General features: G+C 68.8%; 19 protein-coding genes, 1 tRNA gene and 1 other RNA gene. 11 read left to right on the top strand and 10 right to left on the bottom strand.

All coding sequences use genetic code 11. The features are described 5' to 3' along the window. Positions 1 to 8: 8 nt before the first annotated feature. On the bottom strand, positions 9 to 1,268 hold the full coding sequence (locus tag QMO76_RS27760; protein ID WP_306364291.1) for an ROK family protein: 1,260 nt from the start codon (positions 1,266 to 1,268) through the stop codon (positions 9 to 11). 459 nt (positions 1,269 to 1,727) lie between these two features. On the opposite strand from QMO76_RS27760, the gene QMO76_RS27755 reads away from it, so the two are divergent. From QMO76_RS27755 to QMO76_RS27745, 3 genes are read left to right on the top strand one after another with little or no spacing between them, the layout of a single operon-like run. After that, on the top strand, positions 1,728 to 4,184 hold the full coding sequence (locus QMO76_RS27755) for a nitrate- and nitrite sensing domain-containing protein (RefSeq protein ID WP_306364290.1): 2,457 nt from the start codon (positions 1,728 to 1,730) through the stop codon (positions 4,182 to 4,184). 20 nt (positions 4,185 to 4,204) lie between these two features. Continuing rightward, on the top strand, positions 4,205 to 4,621 hold the full coding sequence (locus tag QMO76_RS27750; protein ID WP_306364289.1) for a roadblock/LC7 domain-containing protein: 417 nt from the start codon (positions 4,205 to 4,207) through the stop codon (positions 4,619 to 4,621). Beyond that, positions 4,618 to 4,992 (top strand): DUF742 domain-containing protein, encoded by a 375-nt coding sequence (locus QMO76_RS27745; protein ID WP_306364288.1) that lies wholly within the window; start codon positions 4,618 to 4,620, stop codon positions 4,990 to 4,992. The genes QMO76_RS27750 and QMO76_RS27745 overlap by 4 nt, the downstream gene beginning before the upstream one ends. Positions 4,993 to 5,015: 23 nt before the next feature. Here QMO76_RS27745 and QMO76_RS27740 read toward each other — a convergent pair whose 3' ends face one another. Both QMO76_RS27740 and QMO76_RS27735 read right to left on the bottom strand, forming a co-directional pair. Then, positions 5,016 to 6,971 carry a GMC family oxidoreductase N-terminal domain-containing protein gene (locus QMO76_RS27740; protein WP_306364287.1) on the bottom strand — a complete coding sequence of 652 codons (1,956 nt, stop codon included), beginning with the start codon at positions 6,969 to 6,971 and terminating at the stop codon, positions 5,016 to 5,018. Positions 6,972 to 7,133: 162 nt separating this feature from the next. Then, a complete protein-coding gene (locus QMO76_RS27735; protein WP_306364286.1) occupies positions 7,134 to 7,712 on the bottom strand; it encodes an HhH-GPD-type base excision DNA repair protein in 579 nt (192 codons plus the stop codon). Positions 7,713 to 7,873: 161 nt separating this feature from the next. On the opposite strand from QMO76_RS27735, the gene QMO76_RS27730 reads away from it, so the two are divergent. Continuing rightward, positions 7,874 to 8,716: a methyltransferase domain-containing protein gene (locus QMO76_RS27730; RefSeq protein ID WP_372342107.1), complete on the top strand. Its 843-nt coding sequence runs from the start codon at positions 7,874 to 7,876 to the stop codon at positions 8,714 to 8,716. A gap of 233 nt (positions 8,717 to 8,949) precedes the next feature. Here the strand turns inward: QMO76_RS27730 and QMO76_RS27725 are convergent, their stop codons facing one another. Together QMO76_RS27725 and ffs are read right to left on the bottom strand one after the other, a co-directional pair. Next, a complete protein-coding gene (locus QMO76_RS27725) occupies positions 8,950 to 10,245 on the bottom strand; it encodes an aminotransferase class I/II-fold pyridoxal phosphate-dependent enzyme (protein ID WP_306364284.1) in 1,296 nt (431 codons plus the stop codon). Between the two features lie 149 nt (positions 10,246 to 10,394). After that, positions 10,395 to 10,489: signal recognition particle sRNA small type (gene ffs / locus QMO76_RS27720), an RNA gene on the bottom strand. A 99-nt stretch (positions 10,490 to 10,588) separates the two neighbouring features. On the opposite strand from ffs, the gene QMO76_RS27715 reads away from it, so the two are divergent. Next, positions 10,589 to 11,662 carry a hypothetical protein gene (locus QMO76_RS27715; protein WP_306364283.1) on the top strand — a complete coding sequence of 358 codons (1,074 nt, stop codon included), beginning with the start codon at positions 10,589 to 10,591 and terminating at the stop codon, positions 11,660 to 11,662. A gap of 53 nt (positions 11,663 to 11,715) precedes the next feature. After that, positions 11,716 to 11,801 (top strand) — tRNA-Ser (locus QMO76_RS27710). Between the two features lie 22 nt (positions 11,802 to 11,823). On the opposite strand, the gene QMO76_RS27705 is transcribed toward QMO76_RS27710, so the two are convergent. Further along, positions 11,824 to 13,401 carry a WS/DGAT domain-containing protein gene (locus QMO76_RS27705; protein WP_306364282.1) on the bottom strand — a complete coding sequence of 526 codons (1,578 nt, stop codon included), beginning with the start codon at positions 13,399 to 13,401 and terminating at the stop codon, positions 11,824 to 11,826. A 105-nt stretch (positions 13,402 to 13,506) separates the two neighbouring features. On the opposite strand from QMO76_RS27705, the gene QMO76_RS27700 reads away from it, so the two are divergent. Continuing rightward, positions 13,507 to 15,135 (top strand): cytochrome bc complex cytochrome b subunit, encoded by a 1,629-nt coding sequence (locus QMO76_RS27700; RefSeq protein WP_306364281.1) that lies wholly within the window; start codon positions 13,507 to 13,509, stop codon positions 15,133 to 15,135. Between the two features lie 116 nt (positions 15,136 to 15,251). On the opposite strand, the gene QMO76_RS27695 is transcribed toward QMO76_RS27700, so the two are convergent. Then, entirely contained in the window at positions 15,252 to 15,461 is a 210-nt protein-coding gene (locus tag QMO76_RS27695; RefSeq protein ID WP_306364280.1) for a DUF397 domain-containing protein, read from the bottom strand. A 393-nt stretch (positions 15,462 to 15,854) separates the two neighbouring features. On the opposite strand from QMO76_RS27695, the gene QMO76_RS27690 reads away from it, so the two are divergent. Genes QMO76_RS27690 through QMO76_RS27680 form a run of 3 tightly spaced genes read left to right on the top strand, consistent with a single transcriptional unit; the run spans position 15,855 to position 18,129 of the window. Then, entirely contained in the window at positions 15,855 to 16,382 is a 528-nt protein-coding gene (locus QMO76_RS27690; RefSeq protein ID WP_306364279.1) for a DUF309 domain-containing protein, read from the top strand. Between the two features lie 17 nt (positions 16,383 to 16,399). Further along, on the top strand, positions 16,400 to 17,356 hold the full coding sequence (gene gluQRS, locus QMO76_RS27685) for a tRNA glutamyl-Q(34) synthetase GluQRS (RefSeq protein ID WP_306364402.1): 957 nt from the start codon (positions 16,400 to 16,402) through the stop codon (positions 17,354 to 17,356). A gap of 53 nt (positions 17,357 to 17,409) precedes the next feature. Then, positions 17,410 to 18,129 (top strand): RDD family protein, encoded by a 720-nt coding sequence (locus QMO76_RS27680; RefSeq protein ID WP_306364278.1) that lies wholly within the window; start codon positions 17,410 to 17,412, stop codon positions 18,127 to 18,129. A 76-nt stretch (positions 18,130 to 18,205) separates the two neighbouring features. On the opposite strand, the gene QMO76_RS27675 is transcribed toward QMO76_RS27680, so the two are convergent. Further along, positions 18,206 to 18,787: a DUF4190 domain-containing protein gene (locus tag QMO76_RS27675; RefSeq protein ID WP_306364277.1), complete on the bottom strand. Its 582-nt coding sequence runs from the start codon at positions 18,785 to 18,787 to the stop codon at positions 18,206 to 18,208. Positions 18,788 to 18,836: 49 nt separating this feature from the next. Here QMO76_RS27675 and QMO76_RS27670 point away from each other — a divergent pair, with 49 nt between their 5' ends. Next, positions 18,837 to 19,607, top strand: a complete 771-nt coding sequence (locus tag QMO76_RS27670; RefSeq protein WP_306364276.1) for a queuosine precursor transporter — start codon at positions 18,837 to 18,839, stop codon at positions 19,605 to 19,607. A 47-nt stretch (positions 19,608 to 19,654) separates the two neighbouring features. Here QMO76_RS27670 and tgt read toward each other — a convergent pair whose 3' ends face one another. Beyond that, positions 19,655 to 20,905, bottom strand: coding sequence for a tRNA guanosine(34) transglycosylase Tgt (gene tgt, locus QMO76_RS27665; RefSeq protein WP_306364275.1), 1,251 nt, complete (start codon positions 20,903 to 20,905; stop codon positions 19,655 to 19,657). Between the two features lie 75 nt (positions 20,906 to 20,980). Beyond that, the gene (locus QMO76_RS27660; protein WP_306364274.1) at positions 20,981 to 22,942 is read right to left on the bottom strand and encodes an ABC transporter ATP-binding protein; all 1,962 of its coding nucleotides are present in this window, start codon (positions 22,940 to 22,942) and stop codon (positions 20,981 to 20,983) included. Positions 22,943 to 23,019: the final 77 nt, after the last annotated feature.

The raw sequence follows: 23,019 nt of genomic DNA, 5'->3' as shown, positions 1-23,019 counted from the left end.
CGTGCCGCTCACCGGGTACGGACGGCGCGGCGGACGGCCGAGAGCGGGTCGGCGTAGAAGATGCTCAGCGAGGTGACCGCGGCGGCGCTCTCCTGCACCCGGCCGCCGAAGCGGCTGATGCGCAGGTCGGCATCGGGCAGGCTGGTGTTCGCGCGGAAAGCCCGTGCGATGCGGGCGGTTCCGGGCTGGTAGCCGGTGAACGCCTGGCCGCCCAGGATGACGCGGTCCGGGTTGAACATGTCGCGGATGAGCGCGGCGGTGCGGCCCAGTATCTCGGCCCTTTCGGCGAGCAGGGCACGCGCGCCGGTGTCGGTCTCGGCGGCCCGGTACAGGTCGGTGACGCGGGGGCGGCGGTGCGCCTCCGGTTTGGGCAGGACACCCTGCCGCACGGCACGCGACAGCAGTTCGCGCTCACCGACGGTGACCTCCAGGCAGCCGCGACGGCCGCACGGGCATTCCGCGTCCGAACCGGTGGGCAGATGAGCGATCGACCCGGGGCCGTTGGCGGGCGTATGCACCCGATCGTCCAATGTCACCGCGACACCGACGGTTTCGCGCGCGTAGAGGTACAGAGCGCTGCCGGGGCGGTTGTCCGGCTCGCGTGGCGTCAGCAGTAGTTCGGCGGCGGCCATGGCCTCCACATGTGCGGACACCGACACCGGGAGGTCCAGCACGGCACCGAAGACGGCGGCCACCGGCGCGGCCCGCCAGCCGAGCCGGGGATGGTCGACGACCCCGGCGGCGGCCTCCACACGGCCCGACACGGCGACCCCGGTCCACAGCGGCCGTCGCCGCGGCAGCCGGCCCAGGAATGCCTTGGCACTGCGCGCGACAATGGTCAGCGCGGCGTCCTGCCCGGTCCGCGGCGTGGCGATCTCGAGGCCGCCCAGCATCCGGCCGGACAGATCCGCCGCCACGATGCGGGTGACGGTGCAGCCGATATGCACTCCGACCGTCACGAAGGAGTCGGTGTCCACCTCCACGGGCACCCGTGGCCGACCGACCGCGCCGGATACCGTGAGGTCGGCGCGTTCCCGCAGCAGCCCGGCCGAAAGCAGCGCGGACACTTGACGATTGACGGTGGCGATACTCGCGCCCGTGGTCCGGGCGGCGGTATCGCGGAAGATGGGGCCGCGCGCCGCGGCCCGCAGCACCGCGGCGGCCGGATTATCGGAGATGCGCAGTTCCGGCGGCACGGCCGGACGTGCCTGGGCCGGGCGGGTGGCCTGAGCCGGGGAATGCGAGCGCTCGAGTGCGGGACCGGACATGACGCGAATTCCTTGCTGCGGTCCCGTACCCGGACGGGACATGTCGACAGGAGCTATCGGCGGGGCAGCGAGGAGCCCGGGATACGACGGGAACCCGGGATCAGAACTCGACTGCGCGGCGGCGGGAGCAACACAGCTCGCGCTGGCGCGGCAGCCGCACACCCAGCGCGACGGTCACATAGGTGACCCGCGTGGCGCGAGGGCGGCCAGCAGTCATGTCGATCAACATAACATCCCACGAATCCGGCCCGCCAGCCTCGAGCATCGCTTCCGGAACGGGCCGCACGCCGAATCCCCTGCGATTGCCGGAAATTCGCCGACTGCCGACCGGTGAGACGTGTGGTTGCGTCGGCATGTTTCCGTTACTCTTTCGTCGAGAAAGTGTGACCTTGCGCTCATCTCGAGCAGACGGGCATTGCATACGGGCGGACGCGCCATCCGGAAGCAGGGAAGATCTACGTGGGCATTCGGCACAACCTGCGCACGGCGTCCGCCGCACGGTCCGATGCGCTGGCGCGCGACCTCCGCGACCTGCGGGGCCGGATCGGCATCCGCGCCCGACTGTTGTCCATCGTGCTCATCTCCAGCGTCACCCTGCTGGCCATCGGCGGCGGCGCGGCCGTGTACCTGGTGGACGGCGCGCGCAAGTCCACGGAGTGGGCGGAACTGGCCGGCAGCACCACCGGCCCGGCCATCCTCATGATCTCGGCCTTCGCGGAGGAGCGCCGCCTGTCCCTGCTGCGACTGGCCGGTGACGAGGGCGCGGCCGAACAGCTGGTCGTCGCTCGCCAGCAGTCCGATGCCGCGCTGGTCGCGCTGGAGGCCAAGGGCGACGCCGCCGCCGAACTCAACCCGAACAACTCCGCGGCCGATATCGAGGGCTACAACCGGCTTTTCGAGATGGTGCCCACGCTGCGCGCCGGTGTCGACGCACAGCGGGTTCCGGCCGATCAGGTGTTCACCTTCTTCACCCAGGTGATCGGCACCATCATCGCCGCGTCCATGCTGGCCGCCCGGGTGGCCCCGGACGCCGAGATCGCGGTCGAACTGGGTTACGGCGTGGAGGTGCTGCGCGCGGCCGAGGCGCTGTCGCAGGCCGACACCCTGGGCTCGGTGGCGCTGACCACCGGTGAGCTGTCCGAGCCGCAACTGCTCGAATTCTCGCGCCGGGTAGGCGAATTCCGCGATCAGGTCGCCTATTCCGCCACGGTGCTGCGGGGCGAACGGCTGGACCAGCTGAACGCCATCACCGCCGGTCCGGCCTGGCAGCAGGTCACGGCCATGCAGGACGCCATCGTGCTGCGCGGCGCGGTCACCGACGACGCCGAGCCGAGAACCACGCTCCCCCTGGACCTGATCACCTGGCAGTCGGCGACCACACAGGTCAATGCCGATCTGCAGCGACTGTGGGAGGACCAGAGCCGCGACGCCCACGCCGTCGCCACCCAGCGCGGCACCGACGCCACCCGCAACGCCCTGCTCGGCGGCGGCGCGGTGCTGCTGGTGGCCAGCATCGCCTTCCTGCTGGCGCTGCTGCTGGCCAACCGCTTCATCGGCCGGATGCGCCGATTGCGGCGCCACACCCTGGAACTGGCCGACGAGCGCCTGCCCGAACTGGTCCGCCGCGCCGGATCCGGCGCGGCGGTGGACACCGAGCGGGACGCCACCCGGCTGGACTTCGGCACCGATGAACTCGGCCAGGTGGCCGACGCCTTCAACCGCGCCCACGTGGCGGCGGTGGCGGCCGCGGTGGCGGAGGCCAAGACCCGCACCGGCATCAATGCCGTCTTCCTCAATATCGCCCACCGCAGCCAGGTGGTGGTGCACCGGCAGCTCACCCTGCTCGACCGCGCCGAACGCGAGGAGACCGACGCCGATCAGCTCGAATTGCTGTTCCAGCTCGACCATCTCGCGACCCGGGCCCGCCGCAACGCCGAGAACCTGGTCATTCTCGGCGGTGAGCAGCCCGGCCGCCGCTGGCGCAATCCGGTGCTGCTCATCGACCTGATTCGCGGTGCGGTCGCCGAAAGCCTCGACTACACCCGGATCTCGACCGGCCGCATCCCCGAGGCGCGGATCACCAGCAAGGCGGTGGCCGATGTGATCCACCTGCTGGCCGAGCTGATGGACAACGCCACCGCGTTCTCGCCACCCGAATCACCGGTCACCGTATCGGCGCTGGTGGTCGGCCGCGGGGTGGCGATCGAGATCACCGACCAGGGCCTCGGCATGTCGGAGACCGAGTTCGCCGAACGCAATGCCATGCTCGCCGATCCACCGGACTTCAGTGTGGCGGCGCTGTCCAGCGATACCCGGCTCGGCCTGTTCGTGGTGGCGAAACTGGCGGGACGCCACGGGATCTCGGTGCGGCTCACCGAATCCGACTACGGCGGGGTGCGCGCGGTCGTGCTGGTGCCGCACTCGGTGTTGGAGACCGCGCGGCCGGACGGCACCGGCGTTCCCGATGTCATCGCGGTCCCCGGCGTCATCGCGGTCCCCGGCGTCATCGCGGTCCCCGGCGTGATCGCGGTCCCCGATGTCATCGCTCCCGTCGGGCCGACCCCGGTGGATATGCGACGGCTCGCCGAGATCACCATGCCGCCCATGCCACCGCTGCGGGAGTCGCGGCCGGGCATCCTGCCGATGAGCCCGATCACGCTGAACAGCACCGTCGACGTCGCGCCGCCCGCCACACCGCGTTCGCCCACCCGGCCGCGGCCCTCGCGCGACGATCGGCCGGAACTGCCGCGCCGCCACCGCCACCCCGGCCCGGAGGCGAACTGCGACCCCGCGGCCCCCGCTCCGCCGCGCCGGCGCACCGCCGACGAGGCGCGCGATCTCATGAGCGCGATCGCCAAGGGCACCCGCCAGGGCCGTCGGCCGCGCACCGGAACCGGGTCCACCTCAACCGAATAGCTCTACCACAGAAGGCGACGATGACCACTTCTCAGCGAATCGACCTCGGCTGGCTGCTCGACGAACTGGTCAGCGGGCTGCCCGACGCGCAATCGGCGGTGCTGTTGTCCGCCGACGGCCTGCTGCTCGGCTTCTCCAACGGACTCGACCGCGCCGACGCCGACCGTTTCGGGGCCATGGCCTCGGCTCTGCACAGTCTGGCGCGCAGCGCCGGTCACCACTTCAAGGCCGGTGGGGTGTGCCAGACCGTGGTGGAACTCGACCACGCCGTGCTGTTCATCACCGCCGCCGGCGCCAATGCCTGTCTGGCCCTGCTGGCGGCCGAGACCGCCGATATGGGTCTGGTGGCCTACGAGATGAATCAGACGGTGCAGCGGGTCGGCACCCATCTGTCGGTGGATCCGCGGTTCACGGCGGTCGACCGGCCACAGCCATGAGTGACGCGCGCGAGCACTGGTACGAGGAGGACGCGGGTCCGCTGGTCCGCCTCTACGCCGTCACCCGTGGTCGCGGCCGGGTCCGGCGACCGGATCTGGATATGACGACGCTCGTGGTCGACATCCACCGGGGCGCGGCGACGCGCCGCACCGAGCCCGAATACGCGGCCATCATCGGACTGTGCCGCACCCCGCTGTCGGTGGCGGAGGTGGCGGCGCATCTGCGGTTGCCGCTGACCGTGACCAAGGTGCTGATCGGCGACCTCATCGACGACGGGCGGCTGATGCACCGATCGCCGCCGCCCGCGCCGACCGGGCACGCCGACACCGGCGTCCTGCATACGCTGCTGGAGGGCATCCGAGCCCTGTGACCGGTCCCGGATGCCGTGCGGGACTACGCCAATCGCGCGGCGAGGCGTTCGGCGTTCATATAGCCGATCGCCTCGATGGTCACCATGGGATTCACCCCCGGCGCGGTCGGGAAGCAGGAGCCGTCGGCGACGACGATATTGGCGACATCCCAGGTGACGCCGTCCGGATCGACCGCCGACAACTCGCGGGTGCCGCCCATGCGCGCCGAACCCATGATGTGCAGCGCGCCCATCGCGCACCGTCCCGGCGCGTAGCCCGCCCGGCGGCACGCGGCGGCGAATTCGTCGTGCGAGCCGCGCACCCCCGGCTCGTAGTCGATGCCCGCCTGATGCCCCGAGAAGATCCGGCGCGCCCCGGCGGCCTCGAGAATCGAAGCGGCCCCGACGATTCCGGTGTGCAGATGCGCGGCGTCGTAGTCGGAGAGCCGGTACTTCACGATCGGTTCGCCGCTGCCGTCCACGGTGACGGTACCCGGATCGCGGTCACGGGTGATGACACCGACCGAGTTCGACCGGGCGAAGTCGAGCATGGTGTCCCGGAAGCCCGCCGCGCCGCGCCAGTTCATGAAACCGGTGGCCAGCCCGGGATGGATCGGCCCGGTCTCGTAGATGACGCCGTAGCCCTTGCCGTCCAGGTCGGCGTGGTGGCGGCTGATCCGTCCCTGGAGCGCGCCCTCCCACGGCCGGATGTCCTCGTCGAACACCCCGAAGACGGCGGCGGCGGGATGCAACCGCAGATATCTGCCGATGTTCTTGTTGCGCAGGCCGGATCGGCGCAGCAGGGCGGGGGTTTGGATCGCGCCGGCGGCGACCACCACGGCACGCGCCCGCACGTCGATCTCCACGCCGGTCGAGGTGCGGGCCGAAACGGCTTCGGCGCGGCCGTTTCTCACCTCGATGCGGCGCACATCGGCATCGACCACCAGGCGCGCTCCGCGAGCGGCGGCGTCGGCGAGCCAGGTCTTGGTCACCGTCTGCTTGGCCCCGAGGCGACAGCCGTAACCGCATCGGCCGCATTCGATCCCGGCGTCACAGGCGTCGGACACATTGCGCGGCAACGGATCCACCGCCCAGCCCAGTGCCCGCGCGCCGCGTTCGAGGACGCTGTCGCGGGCCGAGAGCGGCGAGCGCTGCTCGGTGACCCCGATCCGCTTGCGCACCACCTCGAGTGCGTCGCCGAATTCGGCGTCGGCGAACTGTGGGACACCCAGTTCGGCCCATTCCTGCCGGATGGCGTCGGGGGTGGGCAGCGAGGTGCTCCAGTTGACCACGGTGCCGCCGCCGAGGCAGGTGCCGGCCACCAGCGTGAGCTGTCCCTCCGCGGTGGCGGACGGTCCGGGCGCGTACAGCTTCGTCAGCGCGTCGAGCTCGCCCCCGCCGAAATCACGGTCGTCGTAATAGTTTCCGCGTTCCAGCACCACCACGTCGAGACCGGCCTCTGCGAGCACGGCCGCCGCCACGCCGCCACCCGCACCCGATCCGACGATGACCACATCGCAGGTGAGCGAGGTGTTCTCGGTGCAACGCAGCGGGGTGAGCGCGGGCGGCGGGGCCGACGGCAGCGGGCCGGTGGGCTCGGGGTAGCCGATCCGCCCCCAGAGCGGATTGGACCCGGTCGGGCCGGGCGTGACGTTGTAGGCGAGCAGGGCCGCCTGCTCGAGCGCCTGGAAGACGGCCCGAACGGGTCCGAGCCCGGAGTCACCGAGACGCAGCAGGGCCCGTTCGCGCTGCTCCTGCGACAGCGACGAGAAGCGGCGCGGGCCGCTGCCGGTGAGCAGTCCGGCCAGCCGGGAATCCCACAGGTCCAGCAGGGTGGCCAGCTGCTTCAGCTCGGCCTCGCGCGGATTGCGGCCCAGTAACGCGAAGATCGTGTCGACCGCCCCGAGTTCGGTCGCCGCGGGCAGCGCCGCCCCGTCCCCCGGCAGGAACGTATCGCAGATCATGCCCAGTGCCGCGCGCTGACGGGCCGTTGGTTCCATGACGAATCCACCCTTCGTAACCGAGTGAGTTGTACCACACGATTGTGAATACTCGGTCACTTTTCATGGCGACAACGGGGCTTTAGCCAGATCTCCGATGGGAATGGCGAATAACATCAGCACCCACGCCGCAGTGGGGCGGGGCGGGCCGGGCCGCCCCGGTCAGCCCGCCTTGGCGGCGGCCTTGGCCTGCTTCTTGAATTCGCGGACCTGGGCCAGGGATTCGGCATCGGTGACATCGGCGACCGAGCGGCGGGAATTCCGTTCGCCGTAGGCGCCGGCGGCCTCCCGCCAGCCCTTCGCGGCCAGGCCGTCCTGCTTGCCCAGCAGCGCCAGGAAGATGCGGGCCTTCTGGTCGCCGAAACCGGGCAGGGCCTTGAGGCGCTTCAGGACTTCCTTGCCGTCCGGGTCGCCGTCGGTCCACAGGCCGGAGGTGCGGCCGTCGTAGTGCTCGATGATGTAGCGCGCCAGCTCCTGCACCCGCCGCGCCATGGAGCGCCCGTAGCGGTGGATGGCGGGCGGCGTGGCCCCGATCTCCTCGAACTCGGCGGGATCGGCGGCGGCGATGCGGCGGATGTCGAAACCACCCATCCGGTCCGCGATCTTCTGCGGGCCGCGGAACGCGTGCTCCATGGGGAACTGCTGGTCCAGTGCCATGCCGACGAGCAATGCGAAGTCGTCGGTGGAGAGCAGCTCATCGGCCTGCGGATCCTGCGCGATACACAGCTTGCGGGTCGGCATGCATCGATCATCGCACTTCGGCCCCCACGGTCGAGCGGAAAGGGGTGCGGCGGCGGCCGCATCCGTGCGCAACCGGGCGAAGAGCGTTATCGTGACACATATCACAGACCTGGTGATGCGTCGCCCTCGAACACAAGTAGGCTCGGCCCATGCCTGACACTATGGCCTCCCCCACAGTGGGCTCCGTGCCGCATAACGGCACGCGGTCCGGGCTGGCACCGGATCGGTTCGACAAGAACGGCCAAGACCAACTCGTCGATGTCCGCGACCTACGCGCGGCACTACCCGCCATCCGCAGTCTGCGGCACTGGGCGCACGAGGCGCTCGCCCCGCGGCCCGGCGAAAGCGCCCTCGACATCGGCTCCGGCACCGGATCCGAGGTGCTGGCCTTCGCCGACCGGGTCGGCCCCACCGGCCTGGCCGTGGGTGTCGAACCCGACCCCGCCCTGCTGGCCGCCGCCGAACGGCGGGCCGCCAACCACGGCTCCGGCGCGAAATTCAGCTCCGGTGACGCCTACGGACTGCCGTTCGGCAACGACACCTTCGACGTCGCCCTGTGCGAGCGCGTCTTCCAGCACCTCACCGCACCCGCCCGCGCCGCCGGTGAGATCGCCCGCGTGCTCGCGCCCGGCGGCCGCGTCGTGGTGATGGACAGCGACTGGGGCACCGCCATCGTGCACCCCGGCGACCGCCGCGTGGTGAACGAGGTCATCGACACCATGATCGCCAGCACCACCAATCCCTACGCGGGCCGCCAGCTCGCCGGGCAGCTCACCAAGGCGGGACTGGTCGTCGACGACATCGGCTCGCACGCGCTGGTCCAGGACCGCAGCGCGGGCGCGGGCGCACTGGTCGCCCGCGTCGCCGATATGGCCGTCGCCCGCCGCGCCATCACCCAGGAGCAGCGCGACCAACTGGTGGCGGACCTGGAGGCCGGTGCCGCCTCCGGCGACATCCACCTGTCGGTGACCATCTTCGCCGTCCTCGCGCACAAACCCGCCTGACGGCGGAGTTCATTCGGAGAAGTCCGGCGGCGCGCACCGATATCCGGTGCGCGCCGTCGTGTGTTCGCGGGCAGCCAGCGACAATTGTTCGCGGACAAACCGGAAGGCTGGCGAACACGGCCACCCGGAATCGAGGCCCGAGCTATCGCGGGCGCGGCGACCACGCCTCCGGCGGGAGGTGACTCGTGAGCCGGACGCGTGCACCGGTAGCACGCCTCCCGCGCGACCGGCACTTACTTCCCGTCCGCGAGCAGCTTCTCGGTGGCTGCGAGCAGGACGCAGGTCGCCAGGCCGTCCATGGCCTTCTCGAGTTCCGCCTCCTTGGGGAAGCTCGGGGCGATGCGGATGTTCTTGTCGTCGGGGTCCTTGCCGTACGGGAAGGACGCACCGGCCGGAGTCAGGGCGATGCCCGCGTCCTTGGCCAGCGCCACCACCCGGCTGGCGGTGCCCTCCAGCACGTCGAGGCTGATGAAGTAGCCGCCCTTGGGCTCGGTCCACGACGCCACCTTGGACGCGCCGAGGCGGTCCTCCAGGATGCGCAGCACCAGTTTGAACTTCGGCTCCAGGATGGCGCGGTGCTTCTGCATATGCGCGCGCACCCCCTCGGCATTCTTGAAGAAGCGCAGGTGACGCAGCTGATTCACCTTGTCGGGGCCGATGCTCTGCTTGGCGGCGTGCTTCAGGTACCAGTCCAGGTTGGCGGTGGACGCACCGACGAAGCTGACGCCCGCACCCGCGAAGGTGATCTTCGAGGTGGAGGCGAAGACGAAGGGGCGGTTGGGGTTACCGGCGGCGGCCGCCATGCCCAGTACGTCCTGCACCGGATCGGCGGTGTCGGTCAGCGGGTGCACGGCATAGGCGTTGTCCCAGAACAGCCGGAAGTCGGCGGCCGCGGTCGGCATCGAAACCAGTTCGCGCACCACCTCTTCGGAGAATGTGACACCGGTGGGGTTGGAATAGTTCGGCACCGCCCACAGGCCCTTGACGGTCGGATCGGCGGCCACCAGCTCGGCGATGGCGTGCACGTCCGGACCGTCGTGGCGCATGGGGATCGGGATCATCTCGAAACCGAGCGACTGTGTGATGGCGAAATGCCGGTCGTAACCCGGTGCCGGGCACAGGAATTTGCGCACCGGCTCGCGCACCCACGGCCGCTCCGAATCCGCGGTGCCGTGCAGCATGGCGAACACGATCACGTCGTGCATGATCTCCAGGCTGGCATTGTTGCCCGCCAGCAGATTCTCCACCGGGATGTGCAGCAGTTCGCCGAAGATGGCGCGCAGCTCCGGCAGACCGTGCAGTCCGCCGTAATTGCGCACATCGGTGCCCGAGCCGTCCCGGTAGTCGTCGACGCCCGGCAGCGAGAGCAGATCCGCGGACAGATCCAGCTGCTCGGGCGCGGGCTTGCCCCGGGTCAGATCCAGCGTGAGCTTCTCGGTCCGGAGCTTCGCGTAGTTCGCGTCCTGCGTCTCGTGTTCCGATACGAGTTCCGCGTGGCTCATCAAACCGATTTGCGTCTGCCGGGGCATCCTCGGGCCTTTCCAACGGCGTGGGGTCGATTTCCTTGGGGTCCGCGATGGGGGTCCGCGGACCCAGCCGCCCACGTTACTCGGCGAGCAGGCGGAAGTGGGAGGGATATACGCGGACCCGGTCGGCGATCGGAGAACGGCCCGGAAACGAAAGGGGACCCAGCGCACCCGGCAGAGCCCGTTGACCCTTGCTGCCTTCCGGCCCTGGGGGAGTTCACAGGATGCGCGCCGCGCTGGATCCGTCGGCCAGTGTAGCCGCTCGCCGAGCCGTCCGCCGCCCGGGGTAGCTACGATCTGTCGAACATTGCGGGGAGGGCCCGCTCTACATCGAGGGGAACAGGCAGTGACAGGCACGAATCCACCACCGGGCGGCGACCGGAACCCCGGAAATCACCCCGAGACGGCCCAGTGGTGGTCCACGCCACCGGCCGGAATCGACGCCCAGCCGGTCGCCGGTGATCCGACCATGCTGAACTACGCTCCGGGACAACAGGTTCCGGATCCGACCATGCTCAACCAGGGCGCGCCGCCGCCGTCCGCACCGGATCCGACCATGCTCAACTACGGCGGGGGCCCGGGCTACACGCCGCCCCCGCAGCAGACCTACCAGCCGGGCTACACCTCCGGCCCGGCCCCGGTGCAGCAGTTCGCCGCCGGACCCGCGCAGCCCTTCGCCTCCGGCCCGGCTCCCCAGCCCGGCTACCCCGGCTATCCGACGCCCCCACCGTCCGGCGGCAACAAGACCGGCCTGATCGTCGCAGCCGTCCTCGGCCTGGTGGTGATCGTCGGCATCGGCATCGGCGTCATCGCCCTCGCCGGCGGTGACGACGACTCCCCGAACACCGCGGGCGAGCAGACCGAGAACGCGAACGCCGACGGCAAGTACACGATGGACAATGTCACCAACGCCTGCTCGTTGATCGACCCCACCGCGCTGACCAGGTGGTCGAGCACCCCGGACGGAACGCCCACGCACACCGAGACCCAACCCACCTCGTATTCCGGCGGCAAGCTCGAATGCAAGGCGGGCTACACCGAGCCGAGCTCCGACAAGTACATCGACAATGACGCCGACATCACACTCGAGGTGTCCTATCTGGCCACGGGCAGCAAGTACTACCAGCCCGATCCGGACTACAAGCGCTGGAAGGAATATGACACCCGCTCCACCGGCAGCGGCCTGGCCTCCGGCGATGTGACGGGCCTGGGCGAGGAGGGCTACTGGCACACCGAGACCCGCGACTCCAGCTACCGCAACAACCTCGACTACACGGTCGCGGTGCGCGACAGCAATGTGTCGGTCAAGGTGGAGATCAGCATCGCGCGCGCCAGCGCCGACACGATCAGCACCGAGGAGGTCGGCCAGATCGCCAAGGAGCAGGTCCAGAAGGCCCTCACCGCACTCCCGCAAAAGTAGCCGCCACCTGCCCGTTTTGCCGTACACCCGAATCAGCCGCTATATTGCTCAGCGGAGGATTCGCCTAGTGGCCTATGGCGCTCGCCTGGAACGCGGGTTGGGTTAACAGCCCTCAGGGGTTCAAATCCCCTATCCTCCGCTCACGAAGGGCTCCGTCCGGATCACTCCGGACGGGGCCCTTCGGCATTCCCCGGCCCCTCGGCTTTCCCCGGTGCGCAGCGCAGCGCCGTGACCACATCGGCCACGGCGGTGGTCAGCAGCTGTGCGTAGGTGTCGAGGTCCGGGATGACGGCGGGGTCGGCGTGGATGGAGAAGGTGACGGTGTCGCCGAGGCCGTGAATGCCGTGGGTGAGGTGCATGACGGAACCCAGTGCCGGAAAACCGGCGGTGAAGTGGACGGGGCCGCTGCCGAGGGTCAGGTCGGCGGGGCCGCGGTGGACGCTGGAGACGACGGTGTGGCCCGAGATCCGGTCGGGCAGGACGTCCATCGGGTAGGTGGTGACGTCGCGGTGCAGCACGGGTGCGGGCAGGGCGGCGGTGACCGCGTCCTGGGCGGCGTGCAGGGGGTGGGTCGCTCGCGTGCGGCGGGTGGCCATGGTCGCGGCGATGCGGTCGGCGCGGCGGTGCGGGTCGGGCTCGTCGGCGGCGAGATCCACCGAGAGGTCGCGGTAGCTGTTGCGCTGGTCGCCGGAGTCGCCGGATACGGCCATGGGGACCTGCGCGCCGAGGGCGTCGGCCGGTTCGCCGCGGGCGCGGAGGTAGCGCTGCACGGCCAGTGACACCGCGGTGAGCGCGACGACGGTGACGGTGTGCCCGGGGGTGCGCAGGTCCGCCGTGTCGAACACGAGCATGCGGACCGCGTGGCCGGGGATCGCGCCGTTGCCGTGCAGCAGGTTCGGTGGGTAGCCGGAGGCCGGTGGCGGAAGTCGGCCCCGCGCGGTGAGCTCCGCCAGCTCACGCTGCGCGCGGTAGGCGGTGTAGCCGCGAAATACGGTGCGGGCCATGCCTAGCGGTATGCCGGGCAGCGCGACCGCCGCCGCGAACCACCTCCGCACGCGATCGGGGAACACCGCGGCCCGCCTCTCGGTCGGGCTGCCGCTCCCCCGCTGGTCCGTCGTGCCACACGGGGTGGGCCCTGCCGCGCCGCCGTGTCGACGGTCGTCCGACCGCTTCGACAGCCGCTCGCTCCCCTCCGGCCGGACCGCGTCATTCCCCCGTTGTGCGCCCACGCTGTTCCCGTTGCGCGGCAGGGGAATCGGCGCCGTGCCGTCGCGCTCGGTGAACAGGGCGCGGGCGAGGTCGGCGGCGCGGCGGCCGTCGGCGAGGGCGTGGGAGAGCTGGAGGACCGCGACCAGGGCGGGGCCGCTCGCGGTCGGGGCGGCGGTGACATGCCGGAACAGGTGCAGGCGCCAGGGGCGGTCGGTGGGGTCGAGGCTGGTGTCCACGAGTTTGCCAAGGGCATTGAGAAGTTCAGACCAGTCGGATTCTTCGAGTGCGTATTCGACGATTTGGCCGTCGGCGAACTCACAGGACACCCAGCGGGGATACGCAAGATTCGCAGGAACGTCCAGCACGCGGACCAGCAAATCTGGAATGCGCGCGGTTCGCTCGGCGATGGCGGCGCGCAATTCCGCTGTGGGCACACCGGTGTCGGCGAAGCAGTACAGCAGGAACAGATCATTGCGGGTGCGAGCGGACAGCCAATACATGGTCGCGTCCCAGGGCGCCAGCGAGTTCACGCCCGCGACCATATCGGTCGGAATTCCGGTCCCGCCCAACGGCACTGCGTGCTACCGTCTGTAGTAGAAGTCTTTCACTCTCCTGCGGGGGCGGGGTGACCGCTAATGGCAACTTCACGTGCGGGCCGTCGAGCGGCCGAACAAGCCGATGCCATGGATGAGCGGTACCAAGCCGCGGCATTCCTGAAACGATCCGTCAACAAGGTGTTTCCGACCCACTGGTCGTTCCTGCTCGGGGAGATCGCGCTCTACACCTTCATCATCCTGCTGCTCTCCGGCGTGTATCTGACCTTGTTCTTCGATCCGTCCATGGCGCACGTCGTCTACGACGGCAGTTATCAGCCGCTGCGCGGCGTCACCATGTCGCGCGCCTACGAATCCACCCTGGAGATCTCCTTCGACGTGCGCGGCGGACTGTTCGTGCGGCAGGTACACCATTGGGCCGCGCTGCTTTTCACCGCGTCCATGATCGTGCACCTGTGCCGCGTCTTCTTCACCGGCGCGTTCCGCCGTCCGCGTGAGGCCAACTGGGTGCTCGGATCGCTGCTGCTGATCATCGCCATGTTCGAGGGGTTCTTCGGCTATTCGCTACCCGACGATCTGCTCTCCGGCACCGGGCTGCGTGCCGCCTTCGCGGGCATCACCATGAGCACGCCGATCATCGGCACCTGGCTGCACTGGCTCATGTTCGACGGAGACTTCCCGGGGACCATCATCATTCCGCGGCTCTACATCGCGCACGTGCTGCTGTTCCCCGGCATCATGATCGCGCTGGTGGCCGCGCACATCGCGCTGGTCTGGTACCAGAAGCACACCCAGTACCCCGGCCCGGGACGCACCGAACGCAATGTGATCGGCACCCGCATCGTGCCGGTGTTCTCGCTGGACCAGGGTGCGTTCTTCGCCTTCAACCTGGCGATCCTCGCCTTCATGGGCGGGTTGTTGCAGATCAATCCGATCTGGAATCTGGGGCCGTACAACCCCTCCCAGGTGTCGGCGGGCACGCAGCCGGACTTCTACCTGATGTGGACCGACGGATTCCTGCGGCTGTTCCCGCCGTGGGAGCTGTATATCTTCGGCCATACGGTGCCCGGCGCGTTCGCGGTGGCCATCCTCATGCCGCTGATCTTCGTGCTGCTCATCGCGTATCCGTGGATCGAGAAACGGCTCACCGGCGACCGCGCCCACCACAACCTGCTGCAACGACCCCGCGACGTACCCACCCGCACGGCGATCGGGGCCATGTCGCTGACCTTCTATGTCGTGCTCACGCTGGCCTGCGTCAACGACATTATCGCGCTGGGATTCAATATCTCGCTCAACGCGACAACCTGGGGATTCCGCTTCGCCCTGCTCCTGCTGCCGCCGCTGGCCTACTTCGTGGCCTACCGGCTCTGCCTGGGCCTGCAACGCAGTGACCGCGCGATTCTCGAGCACGGTATCGAAACCGGTGTGGTGCGCCGACTTCCGCACGGCGAATACATCGAACTGCACCAGCCCCTGGGCCCCGTCGACGCCCACGGCCACCCGATCCCCCTGGAGTATCAGGGCGCGCGGGTCCCCCGGAAGATGAACGAACTGGGCATCGCGGGGCGTCCCGGCACCGGCGCTTTCTTCCGCCCCGACCCCGACGCCGAGCGCGAGCTGCACCGCGCCACCGAACAAGAGGAAGAGCACAAACAGCTAGCCGTCCTCCGCCGCGCCCAAGACGAGGGCAACGGCCACCCGGACTGACCCAGCACCTCCTCCGACCCGGACCGATACACGCCGCGAACCCAGCCCGCAGCGAAGCGGAGGGCAAAAAACACAGCCCCGAGTCCGCGTTGACTCGGGGCCACCTGTTCGTCGGATCAGGCGCTCTTGAACTCTCCGTCGGATACGCCCATCACGAACGCATCCCACTCGCCCGGCGTGAATGCCAGGATCGGGCCGTGGCCGTGGTCCTTGCTGTCACGGACCGCGATGTTGCCGTCCCGCAGAAACGCCACTTCAACACAGTTTCCATTCGGGCCGCTATGTTTGCTCTTGCGCCATGAGGCGCCTGCCAAATCCACCTTCACGGTTCTAGCTCCTTTGCTGCATCATGCGTGAGTACTTGCTGGCATCGTTCTCGTGACCGGCTGGAAGCGGCTGGAATCCGGCTTCCGCAGTGCGCCTGAGGTAGCACGCAACTGTGCCGTCAACTCGTTCTCTGCACTTCACGATGGGAATGCTCCCCCGATGACCATTCCCGGGCTAAACAGTAGCAGGGTTCGTCAACAGGAGATCGCATTCTTTCGAATTCAACCAGCGAATGCGTGGCAAAGTTTGCTGGCAAACTATTTGCCACATAATTGCAGAATCCCAAAACATGCGAATATCGGATGGCGCATGTTTATTGCGGGTGCGTTTGCGAGTCCCGGCGGCAAACCGGGCCGCGGCCGCGGTCGCGCACATCCGGGATGATGGAGGTCATGGCCGACGCACCCGATGCCGACGACTCCCGTGACCGCGACGAGGGCGGACGTGCGCGGAATGCACGTCCCCGTGATCGTTTTGGTCGCCCGCTGCCCATGGGCAGCGTCGGCGTACCTCGCATACCGGACGATCTCGAACTCCCGCCTGCGGAAACGCTCGAGTACGCCCAGCAACTCCTCGATGCGGGGCTCGCCTTCAATGCCCATGAGGTCCTGGAGGCCGCCTGGAAGAACGGGCCGTTCGCCGAAAGGATGCTGTGGCAGGGATTGGCCCAATATGCCGTTGGCCTGACCCACATTCAGCGAGGGAATAGGAAGGGCGCGCGCACCCTGCTCGAGCGCGCCGTGCACCGCCTCACGGCCTTCGGACCACCGCCGTACGGTATCGACAGCGCCGGACTCGTCGCCCGTGCGAAGGAGCTCCTCGCAATCTTCGACACCGATACGCCCATCGCCGAGGAGAGGTTGCGGGTGCGGCTGACGCTGCCGTCACCGACCGCTCGGACCGAGGACCGCCGCCACTAGCATGGACCGACGTGTCCATCGACCAGACCGCGCCCGCCCCGCGCCCGGCCACCGCCGACGCCACCGTGGGCAACGGCCGGTTCGCGCCCAGCCCCTCGGGCGATCTGCACCTGGGCAATCTGCGCACCGCCCTGCTGGCCTGGCTCTTCGCCCGCTCCACCGGCCGCGGCTTCCTCATGCGCGTCGAGGATCTGGACCGGGTGCGACCCGGCGCCGCCGAACGGCAGCTGGCGGACCTGGCGGCCATCGGACTGGAGTGGGATCCGCCGGTCGTGCGGCAATCCGAGCGGATACCGCGCTACGAGGCGGCCATCGCCCGGCTCACCGCCGCCGGGCTCAGCTACGAATGCTTCTGCACACGCCGGGAGATCCAGCAGGCGGCCACCGCGCCGCACGGCCCCATGGGCGCGTATCCGGGCACCTGCCGCGACCTGACCGCACGCCAGCGCGCCGAACGCCGCGCCGCGGGACGGCCCGCGGCGCTGCGCCTGCGTTCCGGCGTCCACGATTTCGAGATCACCGACGAACTGCACGGCCCCTACCGCGGCGCGGTGGACGATCTGGTGCTGCGACGCGGCGACGGCGTCCCGGCCTACAACCTGGCCGTGGTGGTGGACGATGCCGAGCAGGGCGTCGACCAGGTGGTGCGCGGTGACGACCTGCTGCCCTCCACACCCCGGCAGGCGTATCTGGCGACTCTGCTCGGCCTACCCGTGCCGCGGTACGCACATGTGCCACTGGTGCTGAACCAGGCTGGGCAGCGGCTGGCCAAACGCGACGGCGCGGTCACCCTCGGCGACCGCCTCGACCGGGGCGAAACCGTCGAACAGGTGGTGGGATTCCTGGCCGGGTCGCTCGGCTACGCGGCGAGCAGCCCGGCCGAGTTGCTGCCCCGCTTCCGCCCCGCCGACCTGCCACGCGAACCGTGGACACTCGATCCCGATTGGCTTGTTGCGAGCAGTCCAGGTCCGTAACGTACGGATTCGACACCACACCGGACGAAACTTCACATGAGGACGGCGAGACAATGACGAGCGGTGGGTACGACCCCAATCAGTATCCGCAGGGCGGCGACCCGTACGGGCAGAAACCCGGCGACCAGCCCTACGGTCAGGGCCAGCCACAGTACGGTCAGCAGCCATACGGCCAGTCCGACCCCTACAACCAGCAGCCGCCGCAGTACGGGCAGCAGCCGTCCGACCCTTACGGCCAGCAACCGCAGTACGGACAGCAGCCCGATCCCTACGGTCAGCAGCAGCCCTACGGCCAGCAGCCGCCGTTCGGGCAGCAGCCCGGTTACGGCGCACCGGGATTCGGCGGTGGGACGCCCGCCGACGTGTGGACCCGCCTGGGCGCGCGCATCATCGACTCCCTGATCGTCGGCATCCCCGCGGCCATCATCGGCTACGTCCTCAACTCGAGTTCCAGCGCGCTCGGCACGCTGTGGTCGATCGTGACCCCGCTGCTGCTGTTCGGCTACTTCATCTTCATGGAGACGCAGCAGGGCGGCCAGACCCTCGGCAAGAAGCTCCTCGGCCTGCGGGTGGTCGCGCCCGGCGGTGGCGTCCTGGACCCGGCGGTCTCGGCCAAGCGCAACCTGTTCATGCTGGCGAACCTGATTCCGTGCCTCGGCACGATCGCCTACATCGGTATGTCCATCTACATCGCGGTCACCATCGAACAGGACCCGAACAAGCAGGGCTGGCACGACAAGTTCGCGGGCGGCACCCAGGTCGTCAAGGGCTGACGACACCACGTCGGCACGGACGAAAGCGGGTGCGCATCCGAGGGGATGCGCACCCGCTTTCGTCGTCCGTGGTGGACTAGGCTCCGGAGACGACCGCCGCCCCGATGAGCACCCACAGCAGCACGCCCAGCGCCAGTCCGGCCGCGCCGACCCAGATGCCGCCCAGAGCCAGGCCGCGGCCCTCCTGTCGAGACTGTTTCAGCTGGTTGAGCGCTACCGCACCCAGGATCAGGCCGACCAGGGAACCGATCGGCAGCAAGCAGAAGAACAGGGTCGCCAGGCCGAGGATCGACACCACCAGTGACGCGATCGCCATGCCATTGGTGGCCCGCTGGGGCGCGTACCCGTACGGCGTGTAGCCGCTCTGGGGATAACCCGGCGGCGCGTGACCGCCGGACTGATAGCCGTACGCCGGTCCGGGGCCGGGTGCGGGAGCCTGCTGCTGGTATCCGGGCGCGCTCGGATTCGCCTGCGGCGGCGGGAAATTCGGGTACTGCGGCTGCGGCGGAGGCGTCATCGGCGGAGCCTGGTACTGCGGTGCCGAGGAATAACCGGCGACCGGGGGCTGCGGTACCGACGGCGAGGAAGGCGAATCGGGCGTGACGCCCTCATCTCCGTAGTGGTTCCACCACTCGTCGGAGCCGCCGCTGTTCGTCATCCGGCCAGCCTATTCCACCGACGGCGGTGAACGGTATCCTGTTCTCTTCGTGAGTGATGCATTACCGACCGAGACGGTCGGACCTGGACGCCCCGCCACCGAACACGCGGCATTCGCGAAGGCGGCGGGGGGCTACTACACACCGGTCGTGGCACTGTTCACGGCAGTTCTGATCATTTCCAATATCTGCGCCACCAAGGGCGTGCAGTTCTTCACCGACCACTCGCTGACCCTCGGGCCGATCGAGCTGCTGCCGATCACCACCGACGGCGCGTGGTTCCTCTTCCCGCTCGCCTACATCATCGGTGACGTGCTCACCGAGGTGTACGGCTTCAAGGCCGCGCGGCGGGCCATCTACTACGGCTTCGGCATCCTGCTGGTCATGGTGGTGGCGTTCAAGATCGCCATCGAGTTGCCCCCGGCCGGGTTCTACGAGAACCAGGAGGCATTCCGCAGCGTGCTCGGCACCACGCCGCAACTGGTGCTGGCCGGACTGGCCGGATACTTCGTCGGCGAGATGCTGAACTCCGCCACGCTGGTCGCGATCAAGGAGAAGACCAAGGAGAAGCACCTGTGGGCGCGACTGCTCGGCTCCACCGTGGTCGGCGAATTCGGTGACACGCTGATCTTCTGCTCCATCGCGGCGACGGCCATCGGCATCAGCACGTGGGGCTCGTTCATCAACTACGTGATCGTCGGGTTCCTGTGGAAGACCCTGGCGGAGGTCATCGTGCTGCCCCTCACCTACTGGGTGATCGGGTACCTGAAGCGGCACGAGCCGTCCTACGCGCCGACCGGGGAATCGGCGCTCGCGAGCTGACCGGCGCGGGTGCGGGGTCCGGCCCCCGCACCCCTGACCGGCCGAGATCAGTTGGCCGGGGCCTTGATTCGGCCCTTCCACCGGCCGAGGAAATCGGTCTTGTAGTCGTCGAATTCACCGCGTTCGATACTGCCGCGGATGCGGTCCACCAGCCGGACGGTGAAGCGTTCGTTGTGGATGGTGCACAGGGTGGCGGCGAGGATCTCCTTGGCCTTGAACAGGTGGTGCAGGTAGGCCCGGGTGTAGTTGGCGCAGGTGTAGCAGTCGCAGGTGTCGTCGATGGGAGTGAAGTCGCGGCGGAAGCGGCTGGTGTTGATATTGAATCGACCCTCGTCGACGTAGATGGCGGCATTGCGCGCCACCCGGGAGGGGTTCACGCAGTCGAAGGTGTCGGCGCCGTTCTCCACCGCCGTGAACATGTCCTCGGGTTCGCTGATGCCGAGCATGTGCCGCGGCTTCTGCTCGGGCAGCTCGTCACAGCACCAGCCCACGATGGTGCCGAGATTGTGCTTCTCCAGCGCGCCGCCGATGCCGTACCCGTCGAAACCCGTTCCGGTGGCGCCGCGCAACTCCTCCAGATCGCGACATGCCTTGCGCCGCAGGTCTTCGTACTGCGCACCCTGGATGACGCCGAACAGCGCCTGATAGGGGCGATGCGAGCGCGCCGCGGTGAGCCGCTCGTGTTCGTCCAGGCAGCGCTGTGCCCAGCGCCGGGTGCGCTCCAGCGATTCCTCTTGGTAGCCGCGGGTGTTCATGAGCGTGGTGAGCTCGTCGAAGGCGAACATGATGTCCGCGCCCAGCTGATGCTGGATGCCCATGGACACCTCGGGGGTGAAGCGGTGCTTCGACCCGTCCAGGTGCGAGCGAAAGGTGACGCCGTCATCGTCGACATGGGCCAGCCGCTCCTTGCCCTTGGCGATCACGTCGTCGTTCTGCACGCCCACCGCCTCCATGGCGAGCACCTTCTTGAAGCCCACACCCAGCGACATGACCTGGAAACCGCCGCTGTCGGTGAAGGTCGGCCCCGGCCAGTTCATGAAGCCGGACAGCCCACCGGCCTCGTCCACGATGTCCGGGCCCGGCTGTAGGTACAGGTGGTAGGCGTTGGCCAGCAGCGCCTGCGCCCCCAACTCCTTCATGGCCTCGGGCAGCACCGCCTTCACGGTCGCCTTGGTGCCCACCGGAATGAAGGCGGGCGTGGCGATATCACCGTGCGGAGTGCTGATCACACCCGTGCGGCCGTGCCGGCCGTCCAACCGGGTGCCGACCTTGAAAGCGAAGGATTCGGGGGAAGACACCCGACCATCCTCCCAGCTCCCCGCCGCGCACCCGAGACGGGTCACGAACACGCCCGTCCCTGTGGCGGCCGATCGTCAGGTCTTCGCCAGCGGTACCGCGTCCTCGTCCGGCTCGTCCGCACCGTCCGGGTCGGTGAGGGCGGCGGCGAACTGGGCATTGTAGAGCCGGTAGTACGCGCCGCGGGCGGCCAGCAGCCGCTCGTGGGTGCCGATCTCGACGATCCGGCCCTGCTCCATCACCACGATCTGGTCCGCATCGCGAATGGTCGACAACCGGTGCGCGATGACGAAACTCGTGCGATCCCGGCGCAGCGCCGCCATGGCCTGCTGCACCAGCAGTTCGGTGCGGGTGTCCACCGAACTGGTGGCCTCGTCCAGGATGAGGATGGACGGCTTGGCCAGGAAGGCGCGGGCGATGGTGATGAGCTGCTTCTCGCCCGCCGAGACGCCGGAGCCCTCCTCGTCGATGACGGTGTCGTAACCGTGCGGCAGCGCGTGCACGAACCGGTCCACATAGGCCGCCCGCGCCGCCTCCAGGATCTCCTCCTCGGCGGCGTCCGGATCGCCGTATGCGATGTTCTCCCGGATGGTGCCGCCGAACAGCCAGGTGTCCTGCAACACCATGCCGAGGCGTTCGCGCAGGTGGTCGCGGGTGATGCGGGTGATGTCCACGCCGTCGATGGTGATCGCGCCCGCGTCCAGCTCGTAGAAGCGCATGAGCAGGTTCACCAGCGTGGTCTTGCCCGCACCGGTCGGGCCGACGATCGCGACCACGTGACCGGGCTCGGCGATCAGGGACAGATCCTCGATGACGGGGGTATCGGGCTCGTAGCGGAACGACACCTCCTCGAAGGCCACCCGGCCGCGGTCCACCGGCCGCGAGTCCTCCACCTCGGGATCGGGCACCTGCTCTTCGGCGTCCAGGATCTCGAAGATGCGCTCGGCCGACGCCACACCCGACTGCAACAGATTGATCATGGAGCCGATCTGGGTGAGCGGCTGGGTGAAACCGCGCGAGTACTGGATGAACGCCTGCACCTCGCCCAGCGACAGATTGCCCGAGGCCACGCGCAGACCGCCCACCACGGCGATGAGCACGTAGTTCAGATTCCCCAGGAACATGATGGCGGGCATGATCAGCCCGGAGATGAACTGCGACCGGAACGCGGCGTGGTAGAGCTTCGCGTTGGTCTTGTCGAACTCCTCACCGACCTCGCGGCCGCGACCGAAGGCGGTGACCACCTCGTGACCGGTGTACGCCTCCTCGACCTGGGCGTTGACCTGCCCGGTGTACTTCCACTGGTCCACGAAGTGCGGTTTGGAGCGCTTGGCGATCTGCGCGGTCACGATCACCGCCAGCGGCACCGTCAACAGCGCGATCAGCGCCAGCAGCGGCGAGATCCAGAACATCATGAACAGCACGCCGATCACCGTCAGCGTGGAGGTGACCAGCTGACTCATGGTCTGCTGCAACGTCTGTGACACATTGTCGACGTCATTGGTGACGCGCGAGAGCAGATCGCCGCGCGGCATCTGGTCGAAGTAGCGCAGCGGCAGCCGGTGCACCTTGGCCTCGATATCGCCGCGCAACCGCTTCACGGTGCGGTTGATGACGATATTGAGCAGATACGACTGCAGCCAGCCGAACAGCGACGCGCCGATGAACAGGAACAGCACCCCGGTGAGGACCATGCCGACGGCCGAGAAGTCCACGCCGACACCGGGAACCACGTCCATGCTGGCGAGCATGTCGGCGAAGGTGGTGTCACCGCTGGCGCGCAGCTGCTCGACCACCTGCTCCTTGGACTGTCCAGCCGGGAGCTGCTTGCCCACCACGCCGTCGAAGATGAGGTTGGTGGCCTTGCCGAGAATCTGCGGACCCAGGGTGTTCAGCACCACCGAGACCACCGCGAGCACGAAAATGACCGTGAGTGAGGAACGTTCGGGCGCGAGTCGCCGCAGCAGCCGCTTCAGCGACGGTCCGAACGATTTCGCTTTCGCGTCCGGAGCGCCGGGATTCGGTGCCCCGGGCCTCATCGCGCCGCTCCTACCCGCGAGACACCCGCACCCGGTCGGCGCGACAAGAGGCTTCGCCCAGTGTGTCTCATCGCGCC

Source organism: Nocardia sp. CC227C, assembly GCF_030767025.1.
In the GTDB taxonomy this organism is placed as follows: Bacteria; Actinomycetota; Actinomycetes; order Mycobacteriales; family Mycobacteriaceae; genus Nocardia.
This window is presented reverse-complemented; position numbering and strand designations above follow the sequence as displayed.

Bases quoted from the DNA above. Each gene is read 5' to 3' on its own strand.
- QMO76_RS27760 (WP_306364291.1), bottom strand. From the start codon at position 1,268: ATGTCCGGTCCCGCACTCGAGCGCTCGCATTCCCCGGCTCAGGCCACC.
- QMO76_RS27750 (WP_306364289.1), top strand. From the start codon at position 4,205: ATGACCACTTCTCAGCGAATCGACCTCGGCTGGCTGCTCGACGAACTG.
- QMO76_RS27745 (WP_306364288.1), top strand. From the start codon at position 4,618: ATGAGTGACGCGCGCGAGCACTGGTACGAGGAGGACGCGGGTCCGCTG.
- QMO76_RS27740 (WP_306364287.1), bottom strand. From the start codon at position 6,971: ATGGAACCAACGGCCCGTCAGCGCGCGGCACTGGGCATGATCTGCGAT.
- QMO76_RS27735 (WP_306364286.1), bottom strand. From the start codon at position 7,712: ATGCCGACCCGCAAGCTGTGTATCGCGCAGGATCCGCAGGCCGATGAG.
- QMO76_RS27730 (WP_372342107.1), top strand. From the start codon at position 7,874: ATGGCCTCCCCCACAGTGGGCTCCGTGCCGCATAACGGCACGCGGTCC.
- QMO76_RS27725 (WP_306364284.1), bottom strand. From the start codon at position 10,245: ATGCCCCGGCAGACGCAAATCGGTTTGATGAGCCACGCGGAACTCGTA.
- QMO76_RS27700 (WP_306364281.1), top strand. From the start codon at position 13,507: ATGGCAACTTCACGTGCGGGCCGTCGAGCGGCCGAACAAGCCGATGCC.
- QMO76_RS27690 (WP_306364279.1), top strand. From the start codon at position 15,855: ATGGCCGACGCACCCGATGCCGACGACTCCCGTGACCGCGACGAGGGC.
- QMO76_RS27680 (WP_306364278.1), top strand. From the start codon at position 17,410: ATGACGAGCGGTGGGTACGACCCCAATCAGTATCCGCAGGGCGGCGAC.
- QMO76_RS27675 (WP_306364277.1), bottom strand. From the start codon at position 18,787: ATGACGAACAGCGGCGGCTCCGACGAGTGGTGGAACCACTACGGAGAT.
- QMO76_RS27660 (WP_306364274.1), bottom strand. From the start codon at position 22,942: ATGAGGCCCGGGGCACCGAATCCCGGCGCTCCGGACGCGAAAGCGAAA.